This window comes from Ochrobactrum sp. S1502_03, from assembly GCF_044435015.1.
Lineage (GTDB): Bacteria > Pseudomonadota > Alphaproteobacteria > Rhizobiales > Rhizobiaceae > Brucella > Brucella chromiisoli.
This window is the reverse complement of record NZ_JAYEXN010000003.1, coordinates 149,222-165,949: the sequence shown is the minus strand read 5'-3', so window position 1 is coordinate 165,949 and position 16,728 is coordinate 149,222. Positions and strand designations below refer to the sequence as shown.

Here is a 16,728-nt window from a genome sequence, read left to right as displayed (position 1 = left end):
AAGATGCTACAGGGGCGCTATGACAACTCGGCTTTACTGGCATCCGATCTATCTTGAGCATCTTGTGCCGCCCGGACATCCCGAGCGGCCAGACCGTATTCGTGCACTGATGAGCGAGCTGGAGGGCGAAGAATTTTATCGCCTTGATCGTGTGGAAGCGCCAAAAGCACATGAAGATGCCATTCTGCTCGCGCATCCCGAAAGCTATCTGCAAGCCATAAAGTCGCAAATTCCTGAGCCGCTCATTGATGGTGAAGCGGCGGCGCCGATCCATCGTATTGAAGGCGATACCTATGCAAGTCCTCAAAGCTGGGATGCCGCTTTAACTGCAATTGGTGCGGCCACCGCTGCTGTCGATGACGTATTCTTAGGCGACGCCGATAACGTGTTTGTCGCCTCGCGCCCGCCGGGCCATCATGCGGAAACAGCCACCGCGATGGGCTTTTGCCTGTTCAACAATGTGGCAATTGCGGCGCGTCATGCACAGCGTAGACATGGCGCGGAACGGATCGCGATTGTTGACTGGGACGTACATCACGGCAACGGCACGCAGGACATTTTCAAAGACGATCCAAGCGTTTTGTTCTGCTCCACGCATCAATTTCCGCTTTTTCCTGGCACAGGCCGGAAAGATGAAGTGGGTGTGGGCAACATCGTGAATGCGCCACTTTCGCCCAATACCGGCAGTCGCGAGTTTCGCGAGGCATTTAATAGTCGTGTATTGCCTGCTTTGGACAACTTCCGGCCAGATTTGATCCTTATTTCAGCTGGCTTCGACGCGCATTTCCGCGATCCCCTTGCCGAGATCAATCTTGATGAGGCGGATTTCGATTGGGCGACGGGCAAGCTCATGGAACGTGCAGAAAAGTTCTGCAATCACCGACTGGTGAGTGTGCTTGAAGGTGGATATGATCTTGAGGGCTTGTCGCAGTCCGCGTCTTCTCATATTACGCGGCTGTTGAAAGGATAAACCATGGTAATCGAACCGTCCAACACCGACATTGCAGTTATGAGCTTTGAGGATGCCTTGAAGCAGCTAGAGAAGATCGTCGATGCTCTGGAGCGGGGCGATGTGCCGCTGGAAGAGTCTATCCGCATCTACGAGCGCGGTGAGGCGCTGAAAAAGCATTGCGACACGCTGCTCAAATCTGCGGAAGACAAGGTTGAGAAAATTCGCATTGGTCGCGATGGCCAGCCGGCAGGCACCGAGCCGCTCGACGCGGAATAAGATCAACTGCACTTTATCAAAAAAATAGCGGCTCGTTTGAGCCGCTATCTGTTTGTGTCACTACGATCTGACTGGAGGTCTCACGATTGCAGTGACCCCTGTTTTCAAGCCAGTAGGCTTAGAACGAACGCTGGAAGCGAACCATACCCTGAACGGCATCTTTGCCCTTCAGAACGGAGTGATTGTCGTTCCACTTGGTGTACGAGATTTCAGGCGTTACAGTGAAGCCCGGCACGAGCGTGTAGGCGACATTCATAGTACCCGCAAAACGACCAGCTTCTTCGTAAGCCGCCTGAATGTTGAAGGCTGCTTTCTTGTTGATCTTGTACTTTGCGCCACCCCAGACAGCCCAATCGCCGCCCCAAGTGCCGTAGAAGCTGTCGATCTGACGAACGCCTGCAATATAGTGGTCGTCGTTCGACTTGTAAGCGCCCTGTGTCCAGATAGAGAACTGGTCGGTGACGTTGACGTCGAGGCGAACCTTGCCCATCCACTTTTCATTGAGCGCGTCGTAAGCTGCAACACCAGCGATTGAACCCCAATCCTGAGCGAGCTTCAGACCACCAACCACATGTGGCGTGTAGTCGTCGATGGTGACGGAACCATTGGAATCGCCATTGCCGCCCTGTTCAAGCGCAACGATGGCCGAAAAGCCGTTGCCGCCCTTGAAAGTGTAACTGATTGCGTTGGTGCGCGTGCCGCCTGCCAGAATAACGTCGTCGTTGATGACATCGCCAAGATAGCCGGTGAAGGTTACGAATGCCGATTCATCCAGACCCACACGGAGGCCGCCGAGCTGGATGTAGCCGTAACGCAGAGTGCCGGTTGAACCTGCATCAGCGCCATTCTGGTACTGGAAGCGCGTTTCAGCATAGGTCTTCAGTGTTCCCAGTTCGGTTTCCGAAGCGGTCGAGAAGCGGAGCGAGAAACGGCTCAGAATGTCGTAGGTGTCGCGGTCACGACCTGCAATATTCTTGGCATATACGTTGTCGCCGCCCTTGATGTCCATACGCACATAGCCATGGATGCGAAGGCATGTTTCTGTGCCCGGAATGTAGAAGTAGCCCGCGCCGTAAGCGTCGCAAACGCGAACATATTCTACGGCTTCTGGCTCTGGTGCAACAATCGCATCAGCAGCCTGGGCAACGGAAGCGAAAGAAAATACTGCAGCCGAAGCGCAGAGAAAATGCTTAACCCTCATAAGAGTCTCCGTAAGTGAGGTGTGACGGAGCTGCTTATAGAGAGCGTTAAAAAACAAACAATATCAATTAGATGTCAGATCAATGAAGTTTTAATGACGAAGCAACACCTCAATAGAAAAATATAAGTTCTAGGGATATTTTTTAGCTGTTGTATTTGAGTAACAGCTTTATTGACAGCATTTCAGGACGTCTATTTTAAGCGGATCAGATCGGTGCTCTAATTCTTTGTTTTAACGTGCATCTTTGTCCGAAAACCGTTTCACACTTTTCGGGATGCGCTCGAACGTATTTTCGCTTTTTCTAAAAAAATAGTTTCTTGAGGTGATGCGCATAAGGGGCCAGAACCCCACTGAGCAGATACGGGCCAAGCCCCCAGACGAGTGTCCAGCCCGCAGCGCCTACAACATTTGCGGCAATAAAATGCAGTGGCTTCATCTTCATTGAACCTGCAACAACGCCATTAAGCTGTCTTAGCAGCACAACGAAACGGGCGGTCGCGACCACATAGATGCCCTTAGTGTCGAAAAGTTTCTCGAATTGATCAAGCCTCTCAGGCGTTAGCTTCACCAGATATCCATAGCGCAATATCAATGCACGCCCACCATAGCGGCCGATCAGATAGCCGGTGCAATCTCCTAAAACTGCACCAATGAAGACGGCCAGCAAAACATGTTCGATATCCAGCGTGCCATGCAACGCCAGAAGCGAGCAGGCTATCAGGGCACTTTCGCCGGGAAGCGGTGCGCCAAAAGATTCAAAATAGACAATCACGAAGATGGCGAAAGCACCATAGGCGGCAATGTAATGATCGATGAACCCCATAAGGTGCAGGTGCTTTCGTGGATAACGTCATAAAAAGGCTCCGGCACAAACCGGAGCCTTTGCACTATAGCGTGTTTTTTAGCCGATGGAACGCTTGCCGGTAATCTTATGGTAGGCCAACAAAACGATGACAGAGCCGATAATGGCAATGATCAGGCTCATTGGATCGAAGGCACCTGTGACGCCGCGGCCAAACAGAAATGAAGAAATGACACCGCCAACGATGGCCCCGACAATGCCTAATGCAATGTCGAAGAACATACCCTGACCGCTTTTGTTGACGATTTTACTGCCGATGAAGCCGGCAATCAGTCCAAGAATAATCCAGCTTATAACAGACATCTAATATCTCCGATTGCGAAAATAATAATATGCATCAAGAAATTAGAAAATTTTCACAATAGTTTCGATTTGACAAGGTATAATCCTTGTCAAAAGCAAAAACTTATTTCACCTTAACTTAATCGCACGTGATAAAGTCACGGCGTCCAACAGGGAGTATCGCGTGATGGGAAGCTATGATGACAATTCCAACAACTCGCCGATCCCCGGCGGCAGCCTTGCCAAGCCGGTTCTGATTGCATTGGGTGCATTGCTTGTCGGCAAAATGCTCAAAGGGCACAGTGATGAGCCGGAGCAGCCTGCACCTATCCCGGATCAGTCGGCGCAGCAGGCAGATCATGGCGGCGGCTTGCTCGGCGGTATTCTGGGTGGGCTCGGTGGTCTGCTTGGCGGGACGCTTGCCAGTGGCGGAGCAGCCTCGGCACCCGCAGCACCCGGCCCATTGGGTGGCGGCTTAGGTGGTCTGCTTGATCAGCTCAAACAGGCAGGTCTTGGTGACAAGGTGGATTCCTGGGTCGGGCAGGGCAGCAATCATCAGATTGAGCCGGGACAGCTTGGCGATGCGCTTGGCCAGAAGACTTTGAGCGAAATTGCAGCCCATGCCGGTATTGATCAGCAGGAGTTGCTTAATCAGCTCTCTCAGGTGCTGCCGGGATTGGTCGATAAGCTCACTACAAATGGGCAAGTGCCAGACACGAACGAATTGTCGCGCCTGTTGCACAATCGCTGATATAGCCCTATCTTTTTTAAGGTCACGCACCGGCAAACGGCTTGCCGGTGCGCTTTTATTGGTGGCAGCCTGATGAGTTTCTTCCCCTGTCCTGATCCGGTGCTTGGAGACAAGACAACCGTGGATGCAATCGAAACGCTGGTAATCCCACGCACAAGCGATATTGGCGGGCTGGAAGTTCGCCGTGCTTTGCCGACTGTGCGCAGGCGTCTGGTTGGGCCATTTATTTTCTTTGATCGTATGGGACCGGCTGTTTTAAAGGACGGTGACGCGCTGGATGTGCGCCCGCATCCGCATATTGGTCTTTCAACAGTCACGTATCTTTTCGACGGCCATATCCGCCATCGTGATAGCCTTGGCACGGAAATGGTGATCCGTCCGGGTGATGTGAATTTGATGACCGCTGGTCGCGGCATCGTGCATTCTGAGCGCTCGCCGGAAGAAGAGCGGGATGGACCGCTGTCGATCTCCGGTGTGCAGACATGGCTGGCATTGCCGGAGCAATTTGAAGAGAGCGATCCGCATTTTTATCATACCAATTCGCCTGAATTGCCGCTGATGGAAGACCCCGAGTTTAACGGGCGCCTCATCATTGGCTCGATGCACGGCGTTTCATCTCCCGTTATCCAGCATGCTGAAACATTGTATGCAGATATTGACGTGTTGCCCGGCGGACGCTTTCACATTCCGCCAACAACCGAAGAACGCGCGATCTATACGCTGCGCGGCAATGTTGGCATTGGGGGCGAGGTGTTCCCGCCTGATCGGCTGCTGGCGTTTCGTCCGGGCGATGATATTGTTGTACAGGCTGGCCCTGAAGGCGCGCATTTTATGTTGTTCGGTGGTGCAACGCTTGGTTCAAAACGCTATGTCTGGTGGAATTTTGTCTCGTCTTCGAGAGAACGCATTGAGCAGGCCAAGGAAGAATGGCGTAGCGGTCGCTTTGATATTGTGCCGGGCGATGAAGAAGAGTTCATACCTTTGCCGGAATGATGGAGCATTTCCAGCAAAAGTGTGAAGCGGTTTTGCGTTGCATAATGCGATAAAAACAAAAAGCTATCGTATAGGACAACATGTCTCGCCGGGCCCCGGTAAGCTTGATCTGTGCTGACTGCTGCTATACCGACAAATAAAAATCGAACCAGAACAGGTTGTTTTCATGTCCCGACCCATCACCCCATTGCTCGATAAGGCGCCGACCCCGGAAGCCCTTCGCGCATTGCCGGAACAGGATTTGCCAAAGCTTGCGGAAGAATTGCGCGCCGAGCTGGTCGATGCTGTTTCGACCACCGGCGGGCATCTTGGGGCGGGGCTTGGTGTGGTGGAACTCACCATCGCGCTGCATCACGTTTTTGACACGCCGCATGATCGTATCATCTGGGATGTGGGGCATCAGGCCTATCCGCACAAAATTCTGACAGGACGTCGCGACCGCATTCGAACTCTCAGACAGGAAGGCGGCCTCTCTGGTTTTACCAAGCGAACCGAGAGCGAATATGACCCCTTTGGCGCAGCCCATTCCTCGACCTCCATTTCGGCGGGTCTTGGTATGGCTGTGGCAAGCGATCTTTCGGGCGAAAAGCGCAATGTGATTGCAGTGATCGGCGATGGCTCCATGTCGGCTGGTATGGCCTATGAAGCGATGAACAATGCCGGTGCGCTTGATGCGCGCCTGATCGTGATCCTCAACGACAATGATATGTCGATTGCACCACCAACGGGTGCCATGAGCGCTTATCTGGCGCGTCTTGTTTCCGGCAAGACCTATCGCAGCGTGCGTGATGCTGCCAAACAGGTTGCCAAGAAACTGCCGAAGTTTTTGCAGGACAAGGCACGCAAATCGGAAGAATTTACGCGCGCTTTTTTCACTGGTGGCACGCTGTTTGAAGAGTTGGGCTTTTATTATGTCGGCCCGATTGACGGTCACAACCTAGACCATCTGCTGCCCGTTCTCAAAAATGTGCGTGACACGCAGGAAGGTCCGGTGCTGATCCATGTGGTAACGCAGAAGGGTAAGGGCTATGCGCCCGCTGAGGCCGCTGCCGACAAATATCACGGCGTCAACAAGTTTGACGTGATCACTGGCAAGCAGGCAAAGCCGCCAGCAAATGCACCAAGCTATACCAAGATTTTCGCCACCAGCCTGATTGAAGAAGCCCGCCATGACGACAAGATCGTTGCAGTGACGGCTGCGATGCCAACCGGCACCGGCCTTGATCTTTTTGGTGAAGCTTTTCCGAAACGCATTTTCGATGTCGGCATTGCCGAGCAACATGCGGTGACCTTTGCCGCAGGCCTTGCAACGGAAGGCTATAAGCCGTTCTGTGCGATCTACTCGACTTTCCTTCAGCGGGGCTATGATCAGGTCGTGCACGACGTGTCGATCCAGAATCTGCCTGTGCGTTTTCCCATCGACCGTGCCGGTCTGGTGGGGGCCGATGGCCCAACGCATGCCGGTTCGTTCGATACCGGTTTCCTCGCGGCCCTTCCGGGCTTTGTGGTTATGGCTGCATCCGACGAAGCCGAACTACGCCATATGGTGCGCACGGCTGCGGACTATGATGAAGGCCCGATTTCCTTCCGCTATCCGCGTGGCGATGGTGTCGGCGTGGAACTGCCGGAACGTGGTTCGGTGCTTGAAATCGGTAAGGGCCGTATCGTGCGCGAAGGTACCAAAGTGGCACTTCTCTCCTTCGGTACGCGTTTGCAGGAATGCCTGAGCGCTGCTGACGAGCTTGCTGCGGCAGGTCTTTCGACAACGGTTGCCGATGCACGTTTTGCCAAGCCGCTTGATCAGGATCTCATTCGTCGCCTTGCGCGTGAGCATGAAGTGCTGGTGACGATTGAAGAAGGTGCGGCTGGTGGTTTTGCCGCCCATGTGCTGCAATTCCTCGCCACCGACGGGCTGCTTGATCGCGGCCTGAAAGTGCGTGTGCTGACCCTGCCAGACACTTATCAGGATCATGCCAAGCCGGAAGTCATGTATGCCAATGCCGGTCTTGACCGTGCCGGTATTGTCCATAGCGTCTTTGCAGCTTTGGGCCGCGAAGAAGTGACAGCATCCTTCCGTGCCTGATTTCACGCAAGATAAAAGCGTGCGGCTCGATCAGTTGCTGGTCGAGCTTGCCTTGTTTGCAACGCGTTCGCGTGCGCGCGATGCAATTTTGCGCGGCACAGTGAAGGTTGACGGCAAGCCCGTCACCAAGCCGGGGCAGACGGTTGCGCGCACCGTCAAAATCATTGTCGATGATCCGGCAAGCAGCTATGTTTCGCGCGGTGCGTTGAAGCTTATAGCAGCCCTTGATTATTTTGGCCTTGATGTGAAGGGGCGCACCGCGCTTGATATAGGCGCGTCAACTGGCGGCTTCACGCAGGTTTTGCTGGAGCGCGGCGCGACCCATGTGCTTGCCATAGATGTCGGTCATGATCAGTTGCATGAAAGCCTGCGCAATGACCCACGCGTGACAAACAGCGAGGGGGTTAATGCCCGCGCGCTTGAGATTTCCCATCTTGATGGACGCGACGTCGATTGTGTGGTGTCGGACGTCAGTTTCATTTCATTGAAACTCGCATTGCCTCCGGCATTGGCGCAGGCACAAAAAGATGCTATCTGCGCGCTTCTCGTAAAGCCGCAGTTTGAAGCCGGGCGTGAGGCTATCGGCAAAGGCGGCATTCTGCGTGATCCGAAAGACGGCGAACGCATTGCGGAAGAATTGAAATCATGGCTTGAAACGCAGCCCGGCTGGCGCGCTCTTGGCCTCTGTCCGTCGCCTATTGAAGGTGGCGATGGCAATCGTGAATATCTCTTGGCAGGAAAGAAAGACCAATGACGACCCAGGTAACAATCCGCTCGATGGGTGCGGGCGGCGATGGCGTTGCCAATCTTTCAGATGGCCAGCTTTTTGTCCCTTTCACGCTGCCGGGCGAAGTGGCCAATGTTGCGCGTGACAAAAACCGCGCCACGGTAATCGCGTTGCTTGAAACGTCTGCTGAACGCCAAGACCCTGCCTGCCAGCATTTTGAAGATTGCGGTGGCTGCGCTTTGCAACACTGGCAGGACGAGCCTTACCGCGCATGGAAGCGCGAACTTGTGGTCTCAGCCTTGAAGGGCCGTGGCCTTGATGTGCAAGTGGATGCGCTGGTTACTTGCAAGCCGCAATCGCGCCGCCGAGCGACTTTCGCTGCACGCAAGACGGAAAAAGGCGTGCTGCTCGGTTTTAACCGTCACCAGAGCCACGAAATCATCGATATTGTCGAATGCGCGGTTACCGTGCCGGAAATTATTGCGCGCCTTGATGATCTGCGCGAAGTGGGCGCACTGATTGCTCCGGGCTCAAAGCCGTTCAAACTGGCCGCGACTGTTACGGCCTCCGGGCTTGATCTTGCAGCAAGTGGCTGTGGCACGCTCAGCGACGAGCAGCGCCGTGCGCTCACCGCCCTTATGATGAAAAAGGACTTTGCACGCCTTTCGCATGAAGGCGAAATCATCGTCGAGCCCAAAAAGCCGGTCATTCATTTTGGCAAAGTGCCGGTTCCGGTGCCGCCGGGTTGCTTCTTGCAGGCAACGGTTGATGCCGAAGAGGCGATGGTGTCGCTGGTGCAGGCACATCTTGGCAAAGCGAAACGCGTGGCAGATCTCTTCTGCGGTGTTGGTACATTTGCGCTGCGCATTGCCGAAAAGAGTGCCGTGCACGCCGTTGAAAACGATGCGCCAGCACTCGCGGCGCTTGATCGCGGCGTGCGCCACGTGCAGGGCTTGAAGCCCGTAACCGTTGAACGCCGCGATCTGTTCCGCCGCCCGCTGATGCCGAAGGAATTGCTGCCTTACAATGCGGTGGTTTTCGATCCGCCGCGTGCGGGTGCAGAAGAACAGGCGCTTGAGCTGGCAAAGTCGAAGGTGGAAAAGGTTGTCGCGATTTCGTGCAACCCTGTAACACTTGCGCGCGATCTCGCCATTCTGGTGAAAGGCGGTTATCGCATCACGCGTGTCACGCCGATTGACCAGTTTCTGTGGTCGCCCCATGTTGAAGCGGTGGCGACACTGGTGAAGAAATAAACACTGCCGCGGCCTCACATTCGGAGTCACGGTGTCTATAATTGTTACTGACTGGTCGTTGTTTTTCCGGATCAGCTGATCTCGCAATATTGCGGTAAAATTCGACATTGCTAAAAGATAAGGGCCTGAATGAGTGATATTCGCCATTCAGGTTTTTCATTTCATGGCCGTGCATGGGACGTTTCTGTGCGTCGCATTGCCATGTTCATATCGCGTTTTGTGCAGATTTTTGCCGACAGGCTGCAAGACGTATCACCGGCGCGGTTCTTTCCTCCCCTTTGTGAACAGCGCCCTGCGATAGACGATTATAAAATGACTGAACACACTTCATTGCCGGATCTGAACGGCGTTTTTCCTGCTCGTGAAATTAAAATAAAAAAGCACGGGCTAGCGCACCGCTTGCTGTACCCGTTTCTTAGCATCGTCTTCGCCTTTGCGAGTATTGGCGTTGCTTTTGCATGGTTTCCGGGCCTCTACAAAGATCACCTGATTATGAACGATCCGGTCATTTTAGAGGACGCCAACATTATGGATGGTCAGTGCCGGTCAAAAAAAATGACTGTTAACTGCAAAGCTGGCATTGTCTATGACTATGAAGGCGAACGTCGCGTCAAAAAAGTTGAATTCTCATTTGTGAGCTTTTCGAGTGGTGATTACGAAACGGATGTTGTGATGCAGCGTTCCGATCCGGAAAATGTCACGCTGACACTCGCCATTGACGAATTCTGGAACCGTCTGGCTTTTGATCTTGGCCTGTTTGCGATCATGCTCGCGATGGCCATTCTGTTTCTGGTTCGCTTCATCCGTATCACGGGCAGCGCATCGGCGATGAAATCGGCTGCTGCATTGCGCTTTGCCTGGGCGAAAATTACTGCCAGCAAGAAGCACTTGGGCGCAACGAATATCACTTATAATCCGCTTGATCCGGTGCATAAGAAAAAGAACATCGTTTCGCGGTTCTCGAAAAAAGAAGCACCGTTTATGCGTTATGTGGAAGCCGAAGATGAGACCTATGGCATTGTTGCCATACATCCGCAGGCATCCCTGCCGGTTCTGTTGGATGAGAAGTTTGAGTGTCTTGAACTGAGTAGCGATGAGCGTGAATCTGCATTAAAGGCAGTGAATGCATAGGTTGCACGCTGATAAAAAGGGCGGATTGCTCCGCCCTTTTTCATTATGCGTCTCGTGCAGAGCGGCGATTACATCTTTTCGATGATCTTTGGATCGCCTTCATGTGCACGGCCATTGGCAGCCAGGATTGCAGGCACGATGTCCTCAGCCTGATCAATCACCAGCGGTTTCACCTGATGGGCTGTGTGCAGAAAGCCCTCATTCGTCATATGTTCAAGCAAAGTGAGCATCGGCTGCCAGAAATTGTTGATATTGGCAAAAACCATCGGCTTGCGATGCTTGCCAAGCTGCGCCCATGTCATCATTTCCACGATTTCTTCAACCGTGCCGATGCCGCCGGGGAGGGTGACAAACGCGTCTGACTTCTGAAACATCAGATGCTTGCGCTCGTGCATATCGCCAACAACGATCAGCTCGGTCAGCTCCTGTGCCTTTTCAAGGCTCGCTTCCTTGTCGAGCAGGAAGGTCGGAATGATGCCGGTGACTTCGCCGCCAGCCTTCATCACGCCTTCAGCAACCGCGCCCATAATGCCGCGCGTTCCGCCGCCATAAACAAGGCGTATGCCGTTGTCCGCAAGCGAGCGCCCAAGCGTCAGGCCCGCTTCACGATAGATGGGATTCAGGCCCGTTGAAGAGCCGCAATAAACACAAATGGATCGAATCTGAGACATGATTTCTTGTGCGCCTTTGGCGTTTGAGCGTCAAGCTGTGGCTGGACTTTTAACACGATAGCTATACTTCTGGAGAGGTGAAATTTTGACAAGGAGTCGGATGGCATGAAGAAATGGGCTTTGTTGGCGGGGTTTTCGCTCGCGGCATCGGGGGCTATGGCTGGAGAGATTACCATCCCTTTGTCTGATGATGTTGAAGTAACGGAAAACTCCGTTCTTTATAAATGCGGCGATCAAAGCATTTCGGCCACCTATTATAATGCAGGTGAAAACTCTCTTGTGCAGCTCGAAATGGAAGATAATTCAGTTATTGCTGCCAATGTTCTCGCAGGTTCGGGTGCCAAATATGCGGGCGGGGTTTATATCTGGTGGACCAAAGGCGAAACCGCGGATCTCTATAACCTTATGGATGATCCTGATCAGGAAAAACCAATAAGCTGTACAGAAGAATAATATCTGCGGTGGAAAGCACGGTTCGGCTCCACTTCTTGTGAGGCGTTAAAAAAAGCGGTAAACCCTTTAGTTAACTTACTCATATGGGTTTCATGCCGAAATGCAAAATTATAGATATGGAATTATCGGTATTCTTCTCGTCCTTATTCTGGGCGGGGGCGCGTATTATTGGAACTCGCCGAAGGAGCAAGGCGCTGTACCGGGTTCGGATATTGCCGCAAAGGCGCCCGAAACCGGCAGCGCGCAAAAACCTGCGGAAGAGCAGGCCCCTGTTGCTACAGCCGAACCTGAGAAACCGGCGGCAGTTCAGCCACAACAGCTTTCCGAGCCGACAGCGCAAGTTGCAACGCCGGAAACGCCCAACGAGGCAAAAGTACCGGTTTTTGACATCCTGCGTGTCGAATCTGACGGTTCCGTTGTGATTGCAGGACAGGCGGCAGCCAATGCCGATGTTGAAATCCTTTCTGGCTCCAGAGTTGTTGGAACGGCAAAGGCCGGGCCAAATGGCGATTTTGCGATCGTTCTCGATCAGCCGCTCAAACCCGGTGATCATCAGCTTGTGCTGCGCGCTGGCGGATCAGGTGGCACCGTTGCAACCTCTGCACAGACGGCGATCGTTTCTGTACCTGATAACAGCAATGGTCAGGTTCTGGCCCTTGTCGAAGAACCGGGGCAGGCAAGCCGTTTGATCACGAAGCCGGAAGCGCCTGTCGAGCAAAGCGCGTCATCGACGGATGCAGGTGCAGCGCCCTCACAGTCGGTGCCGCAGGCGAAAGCTGACCCCGATGCGCCGCTTGGCATTGAAGCCGTCGAAATTGAAGGCAACAAGGTGTTTGTTGCAGGCAGCGCCAAAGGCTCGCCAGAGGGCAGCCGCGTTGTCGTGAATGCCAATGAGATTCTTCTGGGCTCCAGCTCGATTTCGCCAGAGGGCCGCTTTCTGGTTGAAAGCCAGAAGCCGCTTGCCGTGGGTGATTACATTATCCGCGCCGATCTGCTCAATGCGAACGGGCGGGTGATCGCGACGGCCCGCGTGCCGTTCCGCCGTGAGGCTGGCCAGAATGTTTCGGCTGTTGCACCGGGAACGAGCGGTCAGAATGATGCTGCGCAAAATGCGGCCAGTGGCGCGCCTTTACAAAAGGTGGAAGGCTCGGTGATCATCCGTAAGGGGGATAACCTTTGGACCATTTCCAAACGCACTTACGGCTATGGCACGCGTTATACCACGATTTATCTCGCCAATCGCGACCAGATCCGTAATCCCGACCTGATTTTACCGGGACAGGTTTTTGTCATGCCGCAGCAGCCGCTTGCTGATGATGAGGTGAAGCGCCGCCTGAAGAATTCTTCCGACTGACCGAGAACGGCAAAATCTGTTTTTAAATGCAGCACCCTTTAGAAAAGGGTGCTGCATTACATTGCTTTTTTGAGTATAATCGTATATCGTCGATCTACGATGAAGATTTCCCTAGAAACGATGACCGATGTTTTTCCGGGCGTGGATGACGATCTTGCAGCGCGCATTTATGCAGCGCTCGGTCATCCGGTGCGCATTCACATTCTGCGACAGCTTATTCTTGAGGATGCCTGCTGCTGCAAGGACATTGTCGGTCGGCTTGACCTTGCGCAGTCCACCGTGTCGCAGCATCTCAAAGTTCTCGTACAGGCTGGTCTTGTTAACTACCGGCCTGACCGCCAGACCTCCCGCTACAGCGTCAACTGGCAGCAACTGACCCTTATTCGTTCGCACCTTGCAGCTTTTCGAAATGGCTGCTGCGAAAAAACCGTCTGATTTGAAAGATACACCATGAGTTCCCCTAAAACGGTTTCCGCCGATTCCGGCGAAACGCTCAAGACATTGCGAAATCTCTGGCCCTATATGTGGCCAAACGAGCGGCCGGATCTGCGTATGCGCGTGGTTTGGGCAACGTTCTTTCTGGTGATTTCCAAGATCGTGCTGATCCTCGTTCCCTATTTTTTCAAATGGGTGACGAATGCGCTGAACGGTCAGCTTGATGCACCGGACTATATTCCAGTTGTCCTCATTGGCGCGGTTATGCTGGTTCTGGCCTATAATGCAGCCAAGATCATACAGGCGGGTCTCAATCAGCTACGCGATGCGCTGTTTGCCAGTGTCGGGCAATATGCTGTGCGCCAGCTTGCCTATAAGACCTTTGTGCATATGCACCAGCTTTCGTTGCGCTTCCACTTGGAGCGGCGCACGGGCGGACTTTCGCGCGTTATTGAGCGCGGCACCAAGGGTATTGAAACGATTGTTCGTTTCACAATCCTCAACACGCTGCCGACTATTCTCGAATTTGCACTGACAGCGGTGATTTTCGCCTACGCCTACGGCTTTTCCTATCTGCTGGTCGTGGCCCTGACTGTGGTTGCCTATACGTGGTTCACGATTAAGGCGAGTGACTGGCGCATCAATATTCGCCGCGAAATGAATAATTCCGATACCGATGCCAACACAAAGGCCATCGATTCGCTGCTCAACTTCGAAACCGTTAAATATTTTGGCAATGAGACCATGGAAGCCAAGCGCTTCGATGCGTCCATGGCGCGTTATGAAGATGCGGCGACAAAGACCTGGACGTCACTTGGCTGGCTGAACTTTGGTCAGGCTGTGATCTTTGGTGTTGGTATGGCGATTGTTATGGTCATGTCGGCACGCGAGGTGCAGGCTGGCACGCAGTCGCTGGGTGACTTTGTCTTCATCAACGCAATGCTGATGCAGCTCTCCATTCCACTTAATTTCATTGGTTTCATCTATCGCGAAATCCGTCAGGGCCTCACTGATATCGAGCAGATGTTTGACCTTCTCGATGTGCAGCAGGAAGTGCAGGATAAGCCGACCGCTGCGCCACTCCACGTCGATAAGGGTGCAATCCGGTTCAACGATGTGCATTTTGCCTATGATGCCAACCGCCCGATCCTGAAAGGCGTGAGCTTTGAAGTGCCTGCGGGCAAAACGGTGGCGATTGTCGGCCCATCCGGCGCGGGCAAATCGACGATCTCGCGTCTGCTGTTCCGCTTCTATGACGTGCAGTCGGGTTCTGTCACGATTGACGGGCAAGACGTACGCGACGTGACGCAGGAAAGCCTTCGTAAAGTGATCGGCATGGTCCCGCAGGATACGGTGCTGTTCAACGATACGATTGCCTACAACATTCGTTATGGCCGTACCGATGCAAGCGATCAGGAAGTGGAAAAGGCGGCTGAAATGGCGCAGATTTCCCAGTTCATCAAACATCTGCCGGAAGGCTATCAGGCGATGGTCGGCGAGCGCGGGCTGAAGCTTTCGGGCGGTGAAAAGCAACGCGTAGCCATTGCCCGCACGATCCTGAAAGCGCCCCCGATCCTGATCCTTGATGAGGCGACATCGGCGCTTGATACCGCGACAGAACAGGAAATCCAGTCGGCACTTGATATTGTCAGCCGGGGCCGCACGACGCTGGTGATCGCACACCGCCTTTCCACTGTGATCAGTGCCGACGAAATCATCGTGCTCAAAGATGGCCTGATTGCCGAACGCGGCACGCATCGCGATCTGCTTTTGCAGGATGGTCTCTATGCGTCGATGTGGAGCCGTCAGCGCGAGGCGGATGAAGCAGAAGAACGCCTGCGTCAGGTTCGTGAAAACGATGATATGGGCGTTGTCACACGCGGCGCGCCTGCTGCTGAGTGAGTTGCATTTCGCTTTGCAGAGATCGAAATTTAAGGCATTGTCAGTCCCGGCGGGGGCTGACAATGCAAAAGATTTTTTGGAAAAAGACACTCTGGTGGATATGGAAGGTCTATGAGTTTTTCTGCGTTACGATTGTAACTATCCTCAGCTTGCGCATTTTGTTTTTGCTTTCTGTCTATTTGACCGACAGTTTTATCTTGCCCAATGGCATGATTGTGAAACGTGAATTTTACGGTTCAATACGACAGAGTCAGAGTAACCTCTATGCATCTGACGGTAAAACGCGTCTTGCAACTCGAATTTCAAGCATGTGCTTTAATGACCGCTATATTAAGGTTCGTAGCTCTGGTGGTCTCAAATTGATCGATGGGGAAATGAACAGACTTATTCCGCTTTCTGACCATGAAGCCCGGAGGAAGGTTGACCCCTCGGGACCATTGAACGATGACTGCAATGGTTATTACAAAGACTGGGTGTCTCCAAATTTTCTATATGTGACGAACAGAGATCGCCGGGTGCCACGTTGTGATCGACGCAATTTCGATAATCCCAATTTGAAAAATCTTGCATGGTTTGAAAAGCGCCGTTGTCGTTCACGCTGATGAAATGCAACTTTCCAGCCTGATAAAAACAAATTTTTGAATAAGTTATCCCCTTAGGATCTATCGCCTTTAACCTCTCAGGAATTGTAATTTGAGAGGGCTCATGAATACATATTTATCGAAGATCGATAAGAGCAGACAGCGGTTGAATGAATTAAGCCGTCGGGAAGCTTTCAGTCACTACATCAAACATGGCAGTGTTCCTCGTGTTTGGAACGAAATTATGGATGCTTCACACACCGAAGAAAAGTTTCTTCGGTATCTGACGCGTTATCATCAAGCAGTGTCACACAAAGCGAATGTTGGTGCTGAGGAGCAGAGCACCACACATTATATTTGGCGTACAAAGCGTGATGGCCGCGTGCGAAGCGAACATGCTGCCAATGACGGCAAATTATTCTCATGGAATGAACGGCCTGTGACTGGCCATCCCGGTGAAGAGTATAATTGCGATGTATCGCTGAGCCATATGTCGAAGGGGCAACAGAGTATGCAACGCATAATTTTTCATCGAGTCTTGCAGCATCTTATGGTCGCTGGAGTAATTCGGATTTCGTGAAGCATTATTATTATGGGAATGGCCGCCCGGTAACTTTGTTGGAAATAGGCCATTTGCGAGAGATTGCGGAACATTATGCTTATCACGATGGAAAAGAAGGTGTATTTCGTCGGTTGTCAGGGCAGATTGCAAGCAAAGCTCGAGAACGCGGGGTGGGGGCACTCTGGTATAATTTTTGAATGAAATTATGACTTTAAACCTATTCAATTCTCACATGGAGCAGCCGGCGTATATGGTTATT

General features: G+C 52.9%; 18 protein-coding genes. 14 read left to right on the top strand and 4 right to left on the bottom strand.

The features are described from left to right. Positions 1–19 precede the first annotated feature (19 nt). Together VBH83_RS04310 and VBH83_RS04305 are read left to right on the top strand one after the other, a co-directional pair. Positions 20–970, top strand: coding sequence for a histone deacetylase family protein (locus tag VBH83_RS04310; protein ID WP_396996521.1), 951 nt, complete (start codon positions 20–22; stop codon positions 968–970). 3 nt (positions 971–973) lie between these two features. Then, entirely contained in the window at positions 974–1,228 is a 255-nt protein-coding gene (locus VBH83_RS04305; RefSeq protein WP_265983067.1) for an exodeoxyribonuclease VII small subunit, read from the top strand. Positions 1,229–1,346: 118 nt separating this feature from the next. Here the strand turns inward: VBH83_RS04305 and VBH83_RS04300 are convergent, their stop codons facing one another. The 3 genes from VBH83_RS04300 to VBH83_RS04290 form a co-directional block, all read right to left on the bottom strand. Next, positions 1,347–2,429, bottom strand: a complete 1,083-nt coding sequence (locus tag VBH83_RS04300) for a porin (protein ID WP_396996519.1) — start codon at positions 2,427–2,429, stop codon at positions 1,347–1,349. A gap of 301 nt (positions 2,430–2,730) precedes the next feature. Further along, positions 2,731–3,252, bottom strand: a complete 522-nt coding sequence (locus VBH83_RS04295; protein ID WP_396996517.1) for a DedA family protein — start codon at positions 3,250–3,252, stop codon at positions 2,731–2,733. 78 nt (positions 3,253–3,330) lie between these two features. Then, on the bottom strand, positions 3,331–3,594 hold the full coding sequence (locus VBH83_RS04290; protein ID WP_265983070.1) for a GlsB/YeaQ/YmgE family stress response membrane protein: 264 nt from the start codon (positions 3,592–3,594) through the stop codon (positions 3,331–3,333). A gap of 166 nt (positions 3,595–3,760) precedes the next feature. On the opposite strand from VBH83_RS04290, the gene VBH83_RS04285 reads away from it, so the two are divergent. From VBH83_RS04285 to VBH83_RS04260, 6 genes are all read left to right on the top strand, one after another. Beyond that, a complete protein-coding gene (locus tag VBH83_RS04285; protein ID WP_265983071.1) occupies positions 3,761–4,324 on the top strand; it encodes a YidB family protein in 564 nt (187 codons plus the stop codon). A 72-nt stretch (positions 4,325–4,396) separates the two neighbouring features. Further along, positions 4,397–5,317, top strand: coding sequence for a pirin family protein (locus VBH83_RS04280; RefSeq protein WP_265983072.1), 921 nt, complete (start codon positions 4,397–4,399; stop codon positions 5,315–5,317). 166 nt (positions 5,318–5,483) lie between these two features. Continuing rightward, positions 5,484–7,400 carry a 1-deoxy-D-xylulose-5-phosphate synthase gene (gene dxs, locus VBH83_RS04275; RefSeq protein WP_265983073.1) on the top strand — a complete coding sequence of 639 codons (1,917 nt, stop codon included), beginning with the start codon at positions 5,484–5,486 and terminating at the stop codon, positions 7,398–7,400. Then, positions 7,393–8,154, top strand: a complete 762-nt coding sequence (locus tag VBH83_RS04270; protein WP_265983074.1) for a TlyA family RNA methyltransferase — start codon at positions 7,393–7,395, stop codon at positions 8,152–8,154. The genes dxs and VBH83_RS04270 overlap by 8 nt, the downstream gene beginning before the upstream one ends. Then, complete coding sequence (locus VBH83_RS04265; protein WP_265983075.1) at positions 8,151–9,380, top strand: class I SAM-dependent RNA methyltransferase; 1,230 nt, start codon at positions 8,151–8,153, stop codon at positions 9,378–9,380. Before VBH83_RS04270 ends, VBH83_RS04265 begins: the two co-directional genes overlap by 4 nt. 129 nt (positions 9,381–9,509) lie before the next feature. Further along, positions 9,510–10,511 (top strand): hypothetical protein, encoded by a 1,002-nt coding sequence (locus VBH83_RS04260; RefSeq protein WP_265983076.1) that lies wholly within the window; start codon positions 9,510–9,512, stop codon positions 10,509–10,511. 68 nt (positions 10,512–10,579) lie between these two features. On the opposite strand, the gene VBH83_RS04255 is transcribed toward VBH83_RS04260, so the two are convergent. Beyond that, positions 10,580–11,182: a TIGR00730 family Rossman fold protein gene (locus VBH83_RS04255; RefSeq protein WP_265983077.1), complete on the bottom strand. Its 603-nt coding sequence runs from the start codon at positions 11,180–11,182 to the stop codon at positions 10,580–10,582. Between the two features lie 105 nt (positions 11,183–11,287). Between VBH83_RS04255 and VBH83_RS04250 the strand changes: the two genes are divergently transcribed. The 6 genes from VBH83_RS04250 to VBH83_RS04225 all read left to right on the top strand — a co-directional run bounded on the left by VBH83_RS04250 (position 11,288) and on the right by VBH83_RS04225 (position 16,487). Next, positions 11,288–11,635 carry an MliC family protein gene (locus VBH83_RS04250; protein WP_265983078.1) on the top strand — a complete coding sequence of 116 codons (348 nt, stop codon included), beginning with the start codon at positions 11,288–11,290 and terminating at the stop codon, positions 11,633–11,635. 100 nt (positions 11,636–11,735) lie between these two features. Then, positions 11,736–12,989: an Ig-like domain-containing protein gene (locus VBH83_RS04245; RefSeq protein ID WP_396996511.1), complete on the top strand. Its 1,254-nt coding sequence runs from the start codon at positions 11,736–11,738 to the stop codon at positions 12,987–12,989. Between the two features lie 99 nt (positions 12,990–13,088). Continuing rightward, on the top strand, positions 13,089–13,424 hold the full coding sequence (locus tag VBH83_RS04240; RefSeq protein ID WP_265983080.1) for a helix-turn-helix transcriptional regulator: 336 nt from the start codon (positions 13,089–13,091) through the stop codon (positions 13,422–13,424). Positions 13,425–13,439: 15 nt separating this feature from the next. Continuing rightward, entirely contained in the window at positions 13,440–15,326 is a 1,887-nt protein-coding gene (locus VBH83_RS04235) for an ABC transporter ATP-binding protein/permease (protein ID WP_265983081.1), read from the top strand. Positions 15,327–15,388: 62 nt separating this feature from the next. Continuing rightward, positions 15,389–15,928: a hypothetical protein gene (locus tag VBH83_RS04230; RefSeq protein ID WP_265983082.1), complete on the top strand. Its 540-nt coding sequence runs from the start codon at positions 15,389–15,391 to the stop codon at positions 15,926–15,928. A 103-nt stretch (positions 15,929–16,031) separates the two neighbouring features. Beyond that, positions 16,032–16,487: a phage minor head protein gene (locus tag VBH83_RS04225; protein ID WP_265983083.1), complete on the top strand. Its 456-nt coding sequence runs from the start codon at positions 16,032–16,034 to the stop codon at positions 16,485–16,487. Positions 16,488–16,728 lie beyond the last annotated feature (241 nt).